Source organism: Antrihabitans auranticaus (assembly GCF_016481275.1).
In the GTDB taxonomy this organism is placed as follows: domain Bacteria; phylum Actinomycetota; class Actinomycetes; order Mycobacteriales; family Mycobacteriaceae; genus Antrihabitans.
Map to the genome: position 1 here is coordinate 80,200 of NZ_JAEMNW010000003.1, position 17,412 is coordinate 97,611.

General features: G+C 64.8%; 13 protein-coding genes. 6 read left to right on the forward strand and 7 right to left on the reverse strand.

The features are described 5' to 3' along the window. Positions 1-22: 22 nt before the first annotated feature. The 6 genes from JGU72_RS14630 to JGU72_RS14655 all read right to left on the reverse strand — a co-directional run bounded on the left by JGU72_RS14630 (position 23) and on the right by JGU72_RS14655 (position 6,976). Entirely contained in the window at positions 23-1,192 is a 1,170-nt protein-coding gene (locus tag JGU72_RS14630; protein WP_199684718.1) for a lipid-transfer protein, read from the reverse strand. Next, positions 1,189-1,641 (reverse strand): MaoC family dehydratase, encoded by a 453-nt coding sequence (locus JGU72_RS14635; protein WP_199684719.1) that lies wholly within the window; start codon positions 1,639-1,641, stop codon positions 1,189-1,191. The genes JGU72_RS14630 and JGU72_RS14635 overlap by 4 nt, the downstream gene beginning before the upstream one ends. Further along, complete coding sequence (locus JGU72_RS14640; RefSeq protein ID WP_199684720.1) at positions 1,638-2,573, reverse strand: bifunctional MaoC family dehydratase N-terminal/OB-fold nucleic acid binding domain-containing protein; 936 nt, start codon at positions 2,571-2,573, stop codon at positions 1,638-1,640. Before JGU72_RS14640 ends, JGU72_RS14635 begins: the two co-directional genes overlap by 4 nt. Positions 2,574-2,580: 7 nt before the next feature. Beyond that, positions 2,581-3,732, reverse strand: a complete 1,152-nt coding sequence (locus JGU72_RS14645; protein WP_199684721.1) for an acyl-CoA dehydrogenase family protein — start codon at positions 3,730-3,732, stop codon at positions 2,581-2,583. Continuing rightward, positions 3,717-4,763: an acyl-CoA dehydrogenase family protein gene (locus JGU72_RS14650; protein WP_199684722.1), complete on the reverse strand. Its 1,047-nt coding sequence runs from the start codon at positions 4,761-4,763 to the stop codon at positions 3,717-3,719. The genes JGU72_RS14645 and JGU72_RS14650 overlap by 16 nt, the downstream gene beginning before the upstream one ends. A gap of 65 nt (positions 4,764-4,828) precedes the next feature. Continuing rightward, the gene (locus JGU72_RS14655; protein ID WP_199684723.1) at positions 4,829-6,976 is read right to left on the reverse strand and encodes an acyl-CoA dehydrogenase; all 2,148 of its coding nucleotides are present in this window, start codon (positions 6,974-6,976) and stop codon (positions 4,829-4,831) included. Positions 6,977-7,116: 140 nt separating this feature from the next. Here JGU72_RS14655 and kstR point away from each other — a divergent pair, with 140 nt between their 5' ends. The 5 genes from kstR to JGU72_RS14680 all read left to right on the forward strand — a co-directional run bounded on the left by kstR (position 7,117) and on the right by JGU72_RS14680 (position 13,290). Continuing rightward, positions 7,117-7,767 (forward strand): cholesterol catabolism transcriptional regulator KstR, encoded by a 651-nt coding sequence (gene kstR / locus JGU72_RS14660; RefSeq protein WP_199684724.1) that lies wholly within the window; start codon positions 7,117-7,119, stop codon positions 7,765-7,767. A gap of 61 nt (positions 7,768-7,828) precedes the next feature. After that, positions 7,829-10,384: a trehalose-phosphatase gene (gene otsB, locus JGU72_RS14665; RefSeq protein ID WP_199684725.1), complete on the forward strand. Its 2,556-nt coding sequence runs from the start codon at positions 7,829-7,831 to the stop codon at positions 10,382-10,384. Positions 10,385-10,538: 154 nt separating this feature from the next. Further along, the gene (locus tag JGU72_RS14670; protein WP_307828452.1) at positions 10,539-11,507 is read left to right on the forward strand and encodes a metal ABC transporter solute-binding protein, Zn/Mn family; all 969 of its coding nucleotides are present in this window, start codon (positions 10,539-10,541) and stop codon (positions 11,505-11,507) included. A 53-nt stretch (positions 11,508-11,560) separates the two neighbouring features. Further along, positions 11,561-12,409 (forward strand): metal ABC transporter ATP-binding protein, encoded by an 849-nt coding sequence (locus JGU72_RS14675; protein WP_199685312.1) that lies wholly within the window; start codon positions 11,561-11,563, stop codon positions 12,407-12,409. Continuing rightward, a complete protein-coding gene (locus JGU72_RS14680; protein ID WP_199684727.1) occupies positions 12,406-13,290 on the forward strand; it encodes a metal ABC transporter permease in 885 nt (294 codons plus the stop codon). The genes JGU72_RS14675 and JGU72_RS14680 overlap by 4 nt, the downstream gene beginning before the upstream one ends. Here JGU72_RS14680 and JGU72_RS14685 read toward each other — a convergent pair. Then, the gene (locus JGU72_RS14685) at positions 13,280-13,660 is read right to left on the reverse strand and encodes a VOC family protein (RefSeq protein WP_199684728.1); all 381 of its coding nucleotides are present in this window, start codon (positions 13,658-13,660) and stop codon (positions 13,280-13,282) included. The two genes, JGU72_RS14680 and JGU72_RS14685, sit on opposite strands and share 11 nt — an antisense overlap. Positions 13,661-13,778: 118 nt before the next feature. On the opposite strand from JGU72_RS14685, the gene JGU72_RS14690 reads away from it, so the two are divergent. Continuing rightward, a complete protein-coding gene (locus tag JGU72_RS14690; protein WP_307828453.1) occupies positions 13,779-17,375 on the forward strand; it encodes a hydantoinase B/oxoprolinase family protein in 3,597 nt (1,198 codons plus the stop codon). Positions 17,376-17,412 lie beyond the last annotated feature (37 nt).

Consider the following 17,412-nt stretch of genomic DNA (forward strand, 5'->3'; position numbering starts at 1 on the left):
CGAGTTGCCCTGAAAGGTCGCGTCAGGCAGTCAGGACCAGCCCTGACGTCGGAACGCCGGTCCCGGCGGTCACCAGCACGTTCTCCACGTCGTCGACCTGGTTGACCGATGTTCCCCTGATCTGGCGAACGCCCTCGGCAATGCCGTTCATACCGTGGATGTATGCCTCCCCCAGCTGGCCGCCATGCGTATTGATCGGCAATCTGCCGCCGATTTCGATTGCACCGTCGGCGATGAAGTCGCGCGCTTCGCCGCGGCCGCAGAAGCCGAGTTCCTCGAGTTGCATCAGCACGAACGGCGTGAAGTGGTCGTAGAGAACAGCGGTCTGCATGTCTGTCGGTCCAAGCCCGGACTGCGCCCACAACTGGTCGCCGACAAGGCCCATCTCGGGCAGACCGGTCAGACCGTCGCGGTAGTAGCTGGTCATGATGTATTGGTCCGCGCCGGCACCCGATGCGGCAGCTGCGATCACCGCAGGCTTCTGCGGGAGGTCCTTGGCTCGTTCTGCCGACGTCACAACAATCGCGATGCCACCGTCGGACTCCTGGCAGCAGTCGAGCAGATGTAGTGGCTCGGCGATCCAGCGCGAGTTCTGATGGTCCTCGAGGGTGATCGGTTTACCGTAGAAGAACGCAGCCGGGTTGACGGCGGCGTGCTTACGGTCGGCAACGGCTACTCGTCCGAAATCCGCACTCGTAGCGCCGTATACGTGCATATAGCGGCGCGCGACCATCGCAACCTGAGCCGCAGGCGTGCCCAGGCCGTGCGGGTAGGACCAACTCGCGTCGACACCTGACGAGGTCGGCGCACCCGCGAGTGCCGTGGAGAATTGTCCGAACCGCGTTGCAGACCGTTCGTTGAACGCCCGATACGCGACGACGACGTCTGCGACACCGGTAGCCACAGCCATCGCAGCCTGCTGCACCGTTGCGCAGGCCGCTCCGCCACCGAAATGGATGCGGCTGAAGAACTTCAGGCTCGGGATACCGACCGAACGCGCAACGGCAGACTCGGAATTGGTGTCCATCGTGAAGGACGTCAAGCCGTCGACGTCGGAGGGTTCCAGGCCGGCATCCTGCAACGCGGCAGACACTGCTTCGGCAGCAAGGCGCAGTTCGGTGCGGCCCGAATCCTTCGAGTAGTCGGTGGCGCCGATTCCGACGATCGCCGCTTTGCGCGACAGGCCGGTCACTGGGTGCCTGCCGTTGTTGAAGTTCCTGCCGTTGTTGAAGTTCCTGCCGTTGTTGAAGTTCCTGCCATTGTCAAAGTTACTGTGGCAGTGACGTGGTCGCCGAGTGAGTCCTTGCCGACAACGTCGACCCGAACCTCGCCGTCAGCCACATCGCCGACCTTGCCGGTGAGCGTAAGCGTGTCGTAGGCATACCAGGGAACCCCGAGCCGCAGCTTGATCGACCTGACGAACGCGGTCGGACCCGCCCAATCGGTCACGAACCGCTCGACAAGTCCCGTGTCGGTAAGGATGTTCACGAAGATGTCCTTGGACCCGCGCGCGATCGCCTTGTCGCGATCATGGTGCACGTCCTGAAAATCCCTGGTGGCCAACGCCGTACTGACGATGTAGGTCGGTGTGGCCGTGACGGTGAACTCGGGCAGTGTGTCCCCGACTGCTACGGCGGTCATTTAGCGTCCGCCGGCCGCCAGGCGGGCAACGTCAGATCGTCGTCGATTCGAACGAACTCGACTTCGACGGGTAGCCCCACATGTACTGCGGCGGGATCGATTCCGCGCAACTCACCGAGCATCCGCACACCTTCCTCGAGTTCGATCAGTGCGACGACGAAGGGCAGCGAGCGGCCCGGGACCTTCGGCGCGTGGTGGACGACGAAACTGAAAACGGTGCCGAGCCCGGACGCGACGACGTAGTCGGTCGGCACACTCTTGTCCTGCCAGATCGCTGGAATCGGCGGGTGCCGAAGCGAGCCGTCCTCGACGCGTTGAATACGAAGTTCGCCGACTTTCGCACCTTCCCAGAAGAACTCGGTGTCGAGCGAAACAGCGGGTCGAATGGCGAGGGCCGGATCGATACCTTCCGGTCCTGTGGCCTGACCCTTCGGCGCGAACTTGAGGACGCGGAACAGCATTTCCGCGACCGGCTCGTCATCGACCGTCCAGATATTCTTGACTGTGACGAACCATCCTTCGCCAAGGCCTGTCTTCTTGGGCCCGACAACCTCTTCCAGCGTGGCCGACAGCGAGATTTCTTCGCCGAGCTGGACGTAGCGGTGGTAGGTCTGCTCACAGTTCGTCGCGACGATCGAGGTGAACCCGGCTTCGTCGAGTACTTCGATTATCTTGCCGAGCGGGTCGTCGCTGGTGCGCGAGTAGTGCAGCCCGCCCATGGTCCACACCTGCGCCATCGCCGGCGGTGCGACGACGCCTGGGTGGCCTGCGGCACGCGCGGCATCGGCATCGACATAGATCGGGTTCTCGTCACCGAGCGCCTCGACCCAGTTGTTGATCATCGGCTGATTCACCGGGTCGCGACCCGTACGCGGCTTGCTCGCCCCCGCAGCCCGGATCTGTTGCGCTGCAGCGAGAATTGATTCGGTCACACCACTCCTATCGCGGTACGCGTGGCAGTTTCAAACCGGCGGTGGCGATCAGTTCCCGCATCACCTCGTTGACGCCGCCACCGAAGGTGATCACGAGGTTTCGCTTCGCCTGCTTGTCGAGCCAGTCCAACAGATGCGCCGTGTCAGGATCGGACGGATCGCCGTGCGTGCCGACGACCTCCTCGGCCAGCTGACTCATCCGCTGGATACGCTCTGTGGCAAACACTTTCGTTGCGGACGCGTCGGCGATGTCGACGGCGTCCTGCTCGCTCGACGCAACCTGCCAATTGAGCAGTTCGTTCATCCGGTACACCGCGAACATCTCGCCGAGGATGCGGGCGACATCGCTGCGTCCGAGCAGATCGTGGCGGCCCGCCCAGTCCTTGACCTTGTCGTACAGGCCACCGATGCGACCGGCCGGACCGAGCATCACGCGTTCGTGGTTGAGCTGGGTGGTGATCAACCGCCAGCCCGAGTTCTCTTCGCCGACAAGCATTTCTGCTGGTACTCGGACGTCGGAGTAATACGTGGCGTTGACGTGATGCGCACCATCGCACGTGATGATCGGCGTCCACGAATAGCCCGGATCGGTGGTGTCGACGATCAGGATGGAGATGCCACGGTGCCGCGAGTCCGGCCTTCCGGTGCGGCAGGCAAGCCAGATGAAGTCGGCGTCATGACCGCCTGTGGTGAAGGTCTTCTGACCGTTCACGATGTAGTGGTCACCGTCGCGGACCGCGGTGGTGCGCAGGGCGGCGAGGTCAGTGCCGGCGTCCGGTTCGGTGTAGCCGATCGCGAAATGCACTTCACCGGCAAGGATCGCGGGTAGGAAGCGCCGCTTCTGTTCGTCGGTGCCGTAAGTCTGCAACGTCGGCCCCACGGTCTGCAACGTGACCGCGGGTAACGGAACATCGGCGCGCACAGCCTCGTTCGCGAAGATCTGCTGCTCGATCTCGCCGAAGCCCCTGCCGCCGTATTCTTTTGGCCACCCGACGCCCAGCCAGCCATCCGCACCCATGCGCTTGATGACCTGCCGGTACGTCGGCCCATGCCGTTCGGTCATCATGATCTGCGCCTCCGCGGGACTGATCAGCCCCGAAAAGTACTCACGCAGTTCTTTCTGCAGCGCACGCTGCTCGTCTGTCAGATCGATGTACACCGGGCCCCCAGAAGATCGAGTCGATGCGACGTCCCACCGACCATGCGAGCGAGATCCTTGACTTGCGAGGAATAGCGGTGCATCGGATAGCTCACGTCGACTCCGATTCCGCCGTGCAAGTGATGACAGACCTGCATTGCTTTGGGCACCTCGGCGGCGATCCAATACGCGACGACGTCGAGATCGCTTGCGGCGTCGAGCCCCTCGCCCAGCCGCCAGACGGCCGACAGCGCAGCGACGTGCAGGGTCCGCGAGATGACGTATACGTCGGCGATCTCCTGCGCGACCGCTTGGAACGTTGCGAGCGGCTTCCCGAACTGGTGCCTGGTGCCGACGTGACTCGCGGTGAGTTGTGTTGCACCACTGAGCAATCCGTCACACAACGCCCCGACGCAGGCGAGCGCGATGCGGTGAAGTGCTACGAGGTCACCGTGCAGCAGCGCCGTATTGGGCACTCGGACCTCGTCGAAGCGGACCGCGAATTCCGGCTCGCCTGTCGAGGTCGGCGTCGGCGTGAGCGTGACGCCATCGGCTGACGGGTCGACGAGTACGACACCTGCGTCGGTCGGGACGAGGATCGCTTCCGCGCGGTCCGCGTACGGAACCCCTACCTTGAGGCCGTCGACGATCAGCAGGTCACCCTCGGCGACAGCAGTTGTCGCGGGCCGCAGCGTAAATGGCGAGCCGGGCTCGCTCAAGGCGGCGGTAAGCACCGCACCCTTGCCGACCCGCTCCAGCAATGCGTCGTGCTCGGTGCCGTCTGCGAGTTCGAGCAGCGGCAGGACGCCCAGCCCGAAGGTCGCGAGGGCAGGCAATTGCGCCGCAGCGCGGCCGATTTCGGTCAGCAGGGTCGCGATCGCGGGCAGGCCCAGTTCGGCGCCGCCCAATCGGCCAGGCAACGCGAGCGTCGTGAGATCGGCTGCGACGAAGCTCGTCCAGATCTCGCCGGTAGGTTTCCCCGCACCGCGTTCGAGTAGCCCGGCAGCCACTTCGGCTACCGCGTCCTGGGTCTGGTCCCTGCTGAAGTCCACGCCTCGTCCCGTCTACGTTTTTAGAACGTGTTCTAGTTCTATCACCAATCCGCCCGCTGCGAAAGTCACTCCCGGGGCAGCCCCAGCAGTCGTTCCGCGACGACGTTGAGCAGGACTTGTGTCGTACCGCCCGCGACGGAAAGACAGCGCGTCAAGAGGAAGCCGAAGGTAGCGGGGCTCTCGAGCGCACCCGCAAGGCCGGCGGTTTCCATCTCGAACTCCGCGACGTCCTGCCGGTACCGCACGCCGAGCAGCTTTCGCACACTCGATTCGGGCCCCGGCCCACGACCGGCCAACTGCCGCACCGCAGTCCGCACCTCGAGCAACGAGCCGACCATTGCGTCACTGATCAACGCGCCGAGCCTGTCGACGGCGACCGGATCGGCAGCGGGCGCAGACGCGAGCAGGGCCTCCATTTCGTCGCCGAGTGGCGAACCCTTACCGATCGCTACTCGTTCGTTCGACAGCGTCGTGTTCGCCAACCGCCAACCGCCGTCGACCGGTCCGACAACGCACTCGTCGGGGACGAAGACGTCGTCGAGGAACACCTCGTTGAACCGCTCCTCACCGGTGATCTCGACCAGCGGCGAAATCCGGATCCCCGCACTGCGCATATCGACCAGGAAGTACGTGATACCGCGATGTTTGGCCGCTTCGCGATTCGTGCGAGCCAGGCAGATTCCCCAGTGCGCCTTCTGTGCAACCGATGTCCAGACCTTCTGGCCCTGCAGCGACCAGCCACCGTCGACTCGGGTCGCCGTCGTCCGCAGGGAGGCGAGGTCGGAGCCCGCTCCCGGCTCGCTGAAGAGTTGGCACCAGACCACTTCGCCGCGCAGCGTGGGCATTACGAACCGTTCGATCTGCTCGGGTGTGCCGTGCTCGAGGATCGTCGGAACGGCCCAACCGCCGATCACGAGGTCCGGGCGTGTGACATCGGCACGACCCAACTCCTCCGCGATCAGCAGTTGCTCGGCCGCATCCGCCGACCGACCGTAGGGCTGCGGCCAATGTGGCGCGAGGAGTCCGCTGTCGGCCAACGCCACGCGTCGCTCGGCTGCCGGCAGTTGTGCGATCGATTCAGCGGACGCGCGGATCTCGGCACGCGACGACTCGACCCCCGAAAGATCCACGCCCGGCCGCCGCCGTGCGCCGGAGCGAGTCAGTTCGGTGACGCGGGCCCGCCAGTGCGCGCTGCCGCCGAGAAGTTGCCGCAAAGCGATGGCGCGGCGTAGGTAGAAGTGCGCGTCGTGCTCCCAGGTGAAGCCGATACCCCCGAGAACCTGCATGCAGTCCTTTGCATTTTCGACTGCGGCATCGAGCACTACAGCTGCGGCAACTGCGGCAGCGATCGGCAGCTCGTGATCGTCCTCGGCCGCAACGGCCGCGTCCCAGGCCACCGCACGCGCGCCCTCGACCCGGCAGAGCATTTCGGCGCACAGATGCTTGATCGCTTGGAACGAACCGATCTTGCGCCCGAACTGCTCACGAATCTTGGCGTACTCGACGGCGGTATCGAGGCACCAACCCGCCACCCCGGCCGCCTCGGCTGCTACGAGCGTCGCGGCGAGGTCCGTAACCAAGCCTGGCCGGACACCCGACACGACCCTGTCGGCCGCGACGGTCAGGTTTTCGCACCGGATAGTGGCGAGGCCGACGCTTCGATCGACCGGTTCGAGTGCGTCGACCGCCAATCCGGGCGTGTCGGAAGCGACGAAGCACCACACGGTCTCGCCGTCGACGTCGGCGCCGAGCAGCACGCTGACGCCGCTCGCCGCACCGATCGCGGTACCTGCGATGCCGTCCAGTACGAGGTCGCCGTCAGGTTGCCGGACCGCCCGAACATCACCTACGTCGAGTACGACCGCACACGGCGTCGTGCCGTCGGCAAGGCCCGGTCCCCACAGCTTCGCCGCGACATCTCCGCCGCGCCCCAGGACCAGGCCGGCCAGCGCGGTCGACAGGACGGGACCGCCCACGAGGTCGTAAGCTGCCTGCTCGAGCATCGCCGCGAGGTCGACGACAGTGCCGCCGACGCCGCCGGCATCCTCGGGTAGAGCGACGGACGTGAGTCCGACGTCGGCGACTCCGCGCAGTTGGGAGCGCCAAAAATCGGGTTCGTCCGAGCGCAGGGATTGGACCGGCCCGACACTGCGCGCCCACGCGTGTAGCGACTGCGCGGCGGCCCTCTGCTCATCGGTGGTGGCGATAGTCACAGCCGAAGCCGCCTCTCAAAGTATGACAGTTTCCTATAGAACGTGTTCTAATGTGTGTTCCGGTCCCACGTCAAGTGAGACGACAAATACCTGGTCAAGACAGTGCAGTCAGCGCCGATACCGAGAAAGAGGATTGTCCAATGGCATCCCCCTCCAGACCGCGTAACGCGAGCAACGGTGCCGTCGCGACGCTGTCCGAAGACGACCTGAGTTCCGTCGCCCAGCGCGAGCGGCGCAAACGCATCCTCGATGCAACTCTGGCGTTGGCTTCGAAGGGCGGCTACGACGCAGTGCAGATGCGCGCCGTCGCCGAGAAGGCAGACGTCGCCGTCGGAACCCTCTACCGCTATTTCCCGTCGAAGGTGCACCTCTTGGTGTCCGCGCTCGCGCGGGAATTCGAGCGGATCGAAAGCCGCCGGAAGACGCCGCCGGGCGACACCGCACAGGAGCGCATGCACCTGATGCTCGGCCAGATCACCAAGGCCATGCAGCGGGATCCGCTACTCACCGAGGCCATGACGCGCGCGTTCATGTTCGCCGACGCGTCGGCTGCGGCAGAGGTCGACCGGGTCGGCGTCGTGATGGACCGACTGTTTGCGCGGGCCATGAGCGACGGCGAACCCACCGACCGCCAGCTCGCCATTTCCCGCGTTATCAGCGACGTCTGGCTGTCGAATCTGGTTGCTTGGCTTACCCGCCGATCGTCCGCGACCGACGTCACCGCGCGCCTCGAACTGACCGTCGACCTCCTGCTCGGCGACGATTCCGCTGTGAGTCGCGAAACACTGTGATCTGAGCAGATATCGCCTCCCTAATGCGTCGTCAGGCGGGCTGATCACTTAGGTTTGTCTGGTGAGTGCTCAGGATCTTCCGCTCGAGTTGCGCCGCGCATTGGCCACCATTGCGCGTACGCCGCGATTGCTGGTCGCATCCGACTACGACGGCACAGTTGCGCCGATCGTGTCGGACCCGACGAAGGCATTTCCGCACCCGGAGTCTGTGCGGGCGCTACGCGCGCTGTCCGGACTTTCCGGTACGACGGCGGCAGTGATCTCCGGCCGCGCGCTGCGCGATCTGGCGGCGCTCTCTCGCCTTCCCGTCGAGGTCCAGCTGGTCGGCAGCCACGGTTCGGAGTTCGACGTCGGCTTCGTGCACGCCATCGACAACGACGCCAAACAGTTGCTGGACGAGCTCGTGGTCGAACTCGAGCACATCGCTGCGTCCCATGCGGGCGCGACCGTGGAGCACAAACCTGCCAGCGTCGCACTGCACGTGCGGAACGCGGAGCCCGCCATCGCGCGCCAGGCGCTGAAGAAGGTGCGACAGGGTGCCGCAAGCTGGGTCGGCGTCCAGGTCACCGAGGGCAAAGCTGTTATCGAGCTGGCCGTGATCGTCACCGACAAGGGCGAGGCGCTCGACATCCTCCGCCATCAGGAGTCGGCGTCCGCCGCAGTGTTCATCGGCGACGACGTGACCGACGAGAAGGCCTTCAAGCGCCTTCACGGCCCTGACATCGGCATCAAGGTCGGCGGCGGCGAAAGCCTCGCGCAGTATTGCGTCGACTCGACCGAGGACGTGTCCACCGCACTCGCCTTCTTGCTCGACGAGCGGCGCAGATGGTTGTCCGGCGCCAGCGCGCCGCCGATCGAGCGCCTGACGATGCTCGCCAGCCCCCGGTCGGTTGCGCTCGTGACACCCGACGGCACGATCACGTGGATGTGCCACCCCGAGCCCGACTCCGGTGCGGTCTTTGCCCACCTGCTCGGCGGACCCGATGCCGGCCATTTCTCCATCGGTCCGCAGCGGGAGGCTCTGCCGCTGTCTCAGCGTTACGTCGATCGCACGATGACCGTCGAAACTCGATGGGCCAGTTTGCAAGTCACGGACTATCTGCCCCACGATGTCGGCCTCGACCGCACCGACCTCACGCGCGTGATCACCGGCGACGCGAAGGCGGTCGTCAGCTTTGCACCGCGTCCGGAATTCGGCCAGGTTCCCGTGCAGATCGAACGAGAGACGTTCGGGCTCAGGGTCTTCGGCCCCAACGACCCGCTGGTCCTGCGCTCGCCCGGCGTGGAATGGGACATCACTTCCGACGGCGTGCACCAAAGTGCCTATGCTGTCGTCGACCCGTCGACCGGTCCGGTCACGTTGGAACTACGCTGCGGCACTTGGGATCTGGCCCCCTCGACGAATCTCGAGGCCGAACGTCGGCAGGCCGCCGAACACTACTGGAGCAGCTGGGCCGACACACTGACCCTGCCGCCGCTCAAGCCCGACCTGATGCGGCGCTCGGCGTTGACGCTGCGCGGACTTGTCCACGCACCGTCCGGATCGATTCTCGCTGCGGCAACGACGTCGCTGCCGGAAGAGATCGGTGGGGTCCGCAACTGGGACTACCGCTACTGCTGGCTTCGCGATGCCGCGCTCACCGCAGCCGCGCTCGTTTCGGTCGGTTCGCTGCAGGAGGCGGAGGAGTACCTCGCCTGGGTGCACGAGGTCCTCGAAACGATCCCGGGCCCGGAGCGTCTGCACCCGCTGTACACGATCTATGGCACCGGACTCCCGCCGGAAGCCGTCATCGACAACCTCCCGGGGTACGCCGGTTCCCGACCGGTCCGCGTCGGCAACGCCGCGAACATGCAGGTCCAGCTCGACGTGTTCGGTCCGATCGTCGACCTGATCTCGTCGCTGGCACACGCGCGTTTCGCCGCCGGAATCAGCGAGCCAGGCGCAGCGCTTCCCGATGTCGACTGGGAACTGGTGCAGGCCATGGTTTCCGCGGTTCAGCGCCGCTGGCGCGAACCCGACCACGGCATCTGGGAGATCCGCGGCGCACCGCGGCACCACGTGTACTCGAAGGTGATGGGCTGGGTCACGATCGACCGCGCGCTCGCGCTCGCGAAAACGTTCGGCCGCGAAGTGCCGGATTCGTGGCAGGCACTGCGCCAGACCATTTCCGAAGAAGTACTGCTCAAGGGTTGGAACGACGACGTCCAATCGTTCACAGCCGCATACGACGGAACCGACCTCGATGCGGCATCGCTGCACATCGGGCTCAGCGGCCTCATCGATCCGTCCGACCCACGCTTCGCCGCCACGGTCGTTGCGACCGAGGCCGAACTGCGCAGCGGCTCGACCGTCTATCGCTATCACCACGACGACGGCCTGCCCGGCGGCGAAGGTGGCTTCCACCTGTGCGCAGCGTGGCTGGTCGAGGCGTACTTGCTGACCGGCAAGCGGTCCGATGCCGAAGCGCTGTTCGCCCAGTTGGTGAGCGCCGCGGGCCCGACCGGACTGCTCAGCGAGGAGTACGACCCCGTCGCCGAGCGGTCGCTCGGCAATCATCCGCAGGCCTACAGCCATCTCGGACTTCTGCGCTGCGCCCAACTGCTCAGCGCAACCTGACCCTTCCGCACAGTACGTATCAGCAGCATCCGTCTCGGGTGCTGCTGATTTCGTTTTGCGACCCATGCGGAATTTGCGATATGTGGTCCGCCGAAATCGCCGCTACAGTACAACGGAAATGGTTTCCATTAACAACAGTCCCTGGGGAGTCCTTGTGTCTGCAACCCGCACCCCGCGTGTGGCCGCCGCTGCGCTGAGCCTGTCGATCGCTACCGCGCTCACGCTGACCGCGTGCGGTTCCGCCGATGACGCCAAGGCCTCGGGCATCACCGTCGTCGCATCGACGAACGTCTGGGGCAGCGTTGCGGAGGCGGTCGCGGGCGACTCTGCGACCGTCACTTCGCTGATCCAGGACCCGAGCGCGGACCCGCACTCCTACGAGTCGACGCCGAGCGACGCAGCCGAGGTCACCGACGCCGACCTGGTCGTCTTCAACGGCGGCGGCTACGACGAGTTCGTCGAAAAGATCCTCGCCGATACCGGTAGCAAGCCGACCGTCGAAGCGTTTGCGCTCCTCGGCGCCGAGGGCGATCTCGGCACCGAAGACGGCCACGACCATTCGGTCACCGAGCCTGCCGACGGGCACGACCACGAACACGGCGGCGTCAACGAGCACGTGTGGTACGACATCCCGACCGTCGACGCGGTCGCTCACAAGATCGCGGACGAGCTGTCGAAGATCGACCCCGACAATGCCGCCGCCTACACCGAACGTGCAGAGGCCTTCCACGAAAAGTTGCACGGCATTGCAGACGTAACTGCCAAGATTAAAACCGACCACCCCAACAGCCCTGTCGCACAGACGGAACCGATCGCGCACTACCTCCTGCTTGCAGCCGGCGCCGACGACGTAACCCCGGGCGAGTTCGAAGAAGCAATCGAGCAGGGCAACGACCCGTCGCCGTCCGCACTCGCCGCCACCCGTGACCTGATCTCGCAGAAACAGGTCCGTGCACTGGTCTTCAACGTCCAGACCGAAGGCAAGGTCGCCGACGACGTCCGGGCGACCGCGGAAACAGCCGGCGTGCCGATCGTCGAAGTCAGCGAGACGCTTCCTGACGGGCTCGACTACATTCAGTGGCAGACGCAGAACGCCGAAGCGCTTGCCGAGGCACTCAATTGACGTACGGCCTGACCAAGGTCGCGCCGTACCCGAACAGTGAAGCCAAACATCCTGTGGTAGAGCGCGATACAGGCAACGCAGGCGCACCGGCGGTCAACCTCGCCGGTGCGCGGCTTTCGTTCGGCGATCGAACCCTATGGGACGGCCTCGACCTCGACGTCGCACCAGGCGAATTCGTAGCAGTCCTCGGACCGAACGGTTCGGGTAAAACGTCGCTGCTCAAAGTTCTGCTCGGCCAACTCGCACTGACGTCCGGTACCGCACAGATCGCGGGCGCCGACGCGCGGGCGGGCAACGCCGACGTCGGCTACATACCGCAGCAGAAAGCCGTCGACGACGGACTTCCTCTGCGCGGCCGCGATCTCGTCGGCCTGGGCGTCGACGGGCACAAGTGGGGCATCGGATTCCGCAACCGTGCCAAGCGGCACAAACTCGTCGACCAGGCCATCGGTCAGGTCGGCGCGTACGCGTTCGCCGACGCTCCCCTCGGTTCGCTCTCCGGCGGCGAGCAGCAGCGGTTGCGGGTTGCGCAGGCGCTGGTCGGCGATCCCAAGGTCCTGCTCTGCGACGAACCGCTCCTCAGCCTGGACCTCGCCAATCAACGCCTCGTCTCCGGCCTCATCGACCGGCGGCGGCGCACGCACAACACCGCTGTCTTGTTCGTGACCCACGAGATCAACCCGGTTCTGCCGATCGTCGACCGGGTGTTGTACCTGGTCGACGGCCAGTTCCGGATCGGGCCACCGAGCGAAGTGATGACGTCCGCCGTGCTGTCCGAGCTCTACCAAACAGACGTCGACGTGCTGAAGGTTCGCGGCAGGCTTGTCGTGATCGGAACCGGTGACGCGGTCGATGCGCTCGGGTCCGCCGGTGGGCACCACGTGCACGAGGACTGGGCATGAACGACAAACTGTCCGACCTCTGGTCGAACCTGTTCGACTTCGACAAGACCCAACACCTCCTCGGCTACGACTTCGTCCAGCAGGCACTGATCGCCGCGGCGATTCTGGGCTTGCTCGCCGGTGCGGTCGGTCCGTTGATCATCAGCAGGCAGATGTCGTTCGCGGTACACGGCACGAGCGAGCTCTCCCTGACCGGCGCGGCCGCGGCGCTGCTCGCCGGCATCAGCGTCGGCGTGGGCGCAATTGCCGGATCTGTCGTCGCCGCAATACTGTTCGGACTGCTCGGTACCAAAGCGAGAGAACGTGATTCGGTGATCGGCGTCGTGATGTCGTTCGGTCTCGGGCTCTCGGTGCTACTCATCTGGTTGTATCCGGGTCGCACCGGTACGGCGTTCTCACTTCTGATCGGGCAGATCGTCAGCGTCGGAAACAGTGGTCTGACACTGCTTTTGGTGTGCGCCGTGATAGTTCTGGCCGTCCTCGTATTCGTCTATCGACCGCTGCTGTTCGCCAGTACGGATCCCGAAGTTGCTCTCGCCCGTGGCGTTCCGGTGCGTGCGTTGTCGATCGTCTTCGCGGTGCTCGTCGGAATTACGGCGGCGCTGGGCGTGCAGATCGTCGGTGCACTTTTGGTTTTGTCGCTGCTGATCACCCCCGCCGCTGCCGCGGCGCGGGTCACGGCGAGTCCGCTGCACGCGACGATTCTGACGATTCTGTTTGCGGAGGTCGCGGCGGTCGGGGGCATCCTGCTGTCGCTCGCGCCCGGTGCGCCGGTCTCGACGTTCGTCACGACGATCTCGTTCACGATCTACCTGGTCTGCCGCGTGATCGGGTCGCGGCGCCGGAACCAAGCGGGCCGCAGAGTCGGCGTTACGGCGTAGCGGACTCGCCCAGGGACAGGACGTTGCCGTCCGGATCGAGGAACCACGCAATCCGGGTGCCTTCGGCAACCGTCCAGATTCCGCGATCGTCCTGGTCCATGCCCTCGTAGCGGGTGAACACCACTCCCCGATCCACGAGTGCGTCCACCATCGTCTCGATGTCGTCGACTCTCCAGCCCAGGACCGTGTACGGCGCCGCGGCCGGCGTCTCGACAGCCGTAATGCGGAGGTCGGTGCCGTTCACGTCGGCAACCAGTGCAAACGGCGACTCGTCACGCAGCGAAAAGCCCAGAATGTCGCCGTAGAACTCCGCGGCCCGCGCCAGATCCGACACCCCCACGAACCCCACCAACGCACTCGATGCCAACATGTGGAAAGCCTACGACCTGCGACGCGGGGTGCCGGCCTCCGATTGCCGATCAATGTAGGAAAAGCCCCGTTTTCCGGGGCTTTTCCTACATTCTCCTCGCGGCGGGCAGAATGACACAGTGCGCTGGCAATTCTGGATCGACCGCGGGGGTACGTTCACGGATGTGGTTGCGCGCCCGCCCGATGGCGGGTTGGTGACGCACAAGTTGCTGTCGGAGAATCCGAGTCGATACCGCGACGCTGCCGTGGCGGGGATCCGGGAATTGTTGGGGCTCGGCGAGGACGAGCCGATTCCGGCGGATCGTGTCGAAGTTGTCCGGATGGGTACGACTGTCGCAACCAACGCGCTTCTCGAGCGCAAAGGTGTGTCGACGACGCTCGTCATCACCAAGGGGTTCGGTGATGCGTTGCGGATCGGGTATCAGAACCGGCCGCGAATTTTCGACCGGCACATCGTGTTGCCGGAGCCGCTGTACGACAGGGTGATCGAGGTCGACGAACGCGTCGCGGCGGACGGTACGGTGCTTCGTGAGCCTGATCTCGATCGGGTTCGCGACGATTTGCAGAAGGCTTACGACGACGGCGCGCGGGCAGTTGCGGTCGTGTGCCTACACAGCCACCTGTACCCGGATCATGAGGCGCAGATCGCGGGTGTCGCCGAGGATGTCGGCTTCGACCAGGTCTCGCGCTCGGCTGAAGCGAGTCCGCTGATGAAGGTCGTGCCGCGCGGCGATACTGCCGTCGTCGACGCCTACCTTTCTCCTGTGTTGCGCAAGTACGTTTCCCAGGTTTCCGACGAAATGCCCGGCGTGCGTTTGATGTTCATGCAGTCGAACGGCGGGTTGGCGGAGGCGGACCACTTTCGGGGCAAAGATGCGATCCTCTCCGGCCCGGCCGGTGGCATCGTCGGCATGGTGCGCATGTCCGAACTCGCGGGCTTCGACCGTGTGATCGGATTCGACATGGGCGGAACATCGACCGATGTGTCCCACTATGCGCGGCGGTCGAAGGAATCACGTTCGTACGACCGCGTTTTCAATACTCAGGTCGCCGGCGTGCGGTTGCGGGCACCGATGCTGGAGATCAATACGGTTGCGGCGGGCGGTGGTTCGATCTTGCATTTCGACGGCAGCCGATACCGCGTCGGTCCTGATTCCGCGGGCGCAGATCCCGGACCCGCCAGCTACCGCAACGGCGGTCCACTGACCGTCACCGACGCGAACGTGATGCTCGGCCGCATTGCGCCACAGTGTTTTCCGCATGTGTTCGGTTCCGACGGCGATGAGCCGCTCGACGTCGACTCCGTGCGGGAACAATTCGCCGCGCTGGCACACGAGATAGGCGACGGTCGCTCCCCCGAGGAGGTCGCCAATGGGTTCCTGCAGATTGCCGTTGCGAACATGGCCAGTGCGGTCAAGAAGATATCGGTGCAGAAAGGTCATGACGTAACCCGCTATGCCCTCACGACTTTCGGTGGCGCAGGCGGCCAGCATGCCTGCGCCGTTGCCGATTCGCTCGGCATCGACACCGTGCTGGTGCCACCGTTCGCCGGCGTGCTGTCCGCACTCGGAATCGGCCTCGCGGATACGACGGCAATGCGTGAGCAGTCGGTGGAACTGACCCTCGAACCGGATTCGATGGACCAATTACGCGAGCGCTGCGATGAACTCGTCGACGCGGTACGGGACGAGCTGCGTTCGGAAGGAGTTGCAGAGGACCGCATTCGGATCACCGAGCGCGCGCATGTCCGCTACGACGGCACGGACACTGCCATCCCGATCGACCTCGCCGACCACGACGAGATGGTCACTGATTTCGAGGAAGCACATAGGCACACGTACTCGTTCCTCATGGATCGCCCGCTGGTGGTCGAAGCGCTGGCGGTGGAGGCGACCGGGCTGACCGAGCAACCCGACCTCGACAACCTGGTCGAATCGCGCAGTAGTGACGACGGGCAGATCGACACTGTGCGAATGTATTCCGCCGGAGAGTGGCACGAGACCCCGCTCTACGTCAGGGAGCGCCTGCAATCCGGCGAAGAGCTTATGGGTCCGGCGCTGGTCACCGAAGCGAATTCGACCACGGTGATCGACGTCGGATGGCGTGCGCGCACATCCGATGCCGGACACCTCATCGTGGAGCGGGCGAAGCCGCGCGCGAGTGCCGATGTGGGGACCGAAGCGGATCCGGTACTCCTCGAAATCTTCAACAACCTGTTCATGTCGATCGCCGAACAGATGGGTACCCGACTGGAGTCGACCGCACAATCTGTCAACATCAAAGAGCGGCTGGACTTTTCGTGCGCGCTCTTCGATCCCGCGGGCAACCTCATCGCGAATGCTCCGCATATTCCGGTCCATCTCGGGTCGATGGGCCCCAGCGTGAAAGAGGTGATCGAACGACGCAAGGGAGCGATGTCGCCTGGCGATGTGTACGCGGTGAACGATCCGTTTCACGGCGGCACCCATCTGCCCGACGTCACGGTCATCACGCCGGTCTTCGACAGCGCGGACGAGGAGATCATCTTCTACGTCGCGTCACGCGGTCACCACGCTGAGATCGGCGGACTGACACCAGGTTCCATGCCGGCGCACAGCAAGAACGTCCACGAGGAAGGTGTGCTCTTCGACAACTGGTTGCTGGTCAGCGAAGGCAATTTCCGGATCGACGAGACGCTGGACCTCCTGGGTGACGCGGAGTACCCGTCACGAAATCCGACGACCAATATCGCCGACCTGCGCGCACAGATTTCGGCGAATCAGAAAGGCGTCGACGAGATCGCCGCCATGATCGAGCACTATGGACTCGACGTCGTGCACGCGTATATGGCTCACGTTCAGCGCAACGCGGAGGAATCGGTCCGGCGCGTGATCGACGACCTGCCCGACGGCGAGTTCGAGTACGAGATGGACTCCGGAGCAAAGATTTGCGTGCGCGTCACGGTGGACCGGGACGAGCGCAGTGCAACGATCGACTTCACCGGCACTTCCGAACAGCGCGACACGAACTACAACGCGCCGTCGTCGGTGACGAATGCCGCTGTGCTGTATGTGTTCCGGACCCTCGTCGCGGATGACATTCCGCTCAACGACGGCTGCCTGGTTCCGCTGAAGCTGGTAATCCCCGAGGGCTCGATGCTCGCTCCCGTGTATCCGGCTGCGGTCGTCGCGGGCAATGTCGAAACGTCGCAAGCGATTACGGGTGCGCTGTACGGCGCCCTTCGGATCCAGGCCGAAGGTTCCGGAACGATGAACAACATCACGTTCGGGAATGCGAATCACCAGTACTACGAGACAGTGAGTTCCGGATCGGGCGCGGGTGACGGTTTCGACGGAACACCCGTGGTGCAGACCCATATGACCAACTCACGATTGACCGATCCGGAAGTCCTCGAATGGCGGCTTCCGGTGGTGCTGGAGGAGTTCCGGATCCGCAAGGGCAGCGGCGGCGCCGGAAAGTGGCGGGGCGGGGACGGCGCCATTCGGCGCATCCGGTTCACCGAGGCCGCGACGGTGAGCACTCTGTCCAATCATCGAAAGGTTGCGCCCTACGGCATGGCGGACGGTGAGCCGGGCGCGCTGGGACGCAACAGCGTCGAACGGAAGGACGGCACCATCACGGATATGGCGGGATCGGATTCGGTCGAGCTCGAGGCAGGTGACGTGCTCGTCATCGAGACGCCCGGTGGCGGCGGTTACGGCGCTCCGGCGCAATAGCGTAAGGTGCGATGCGAATCACCGTTAACTTATGGTG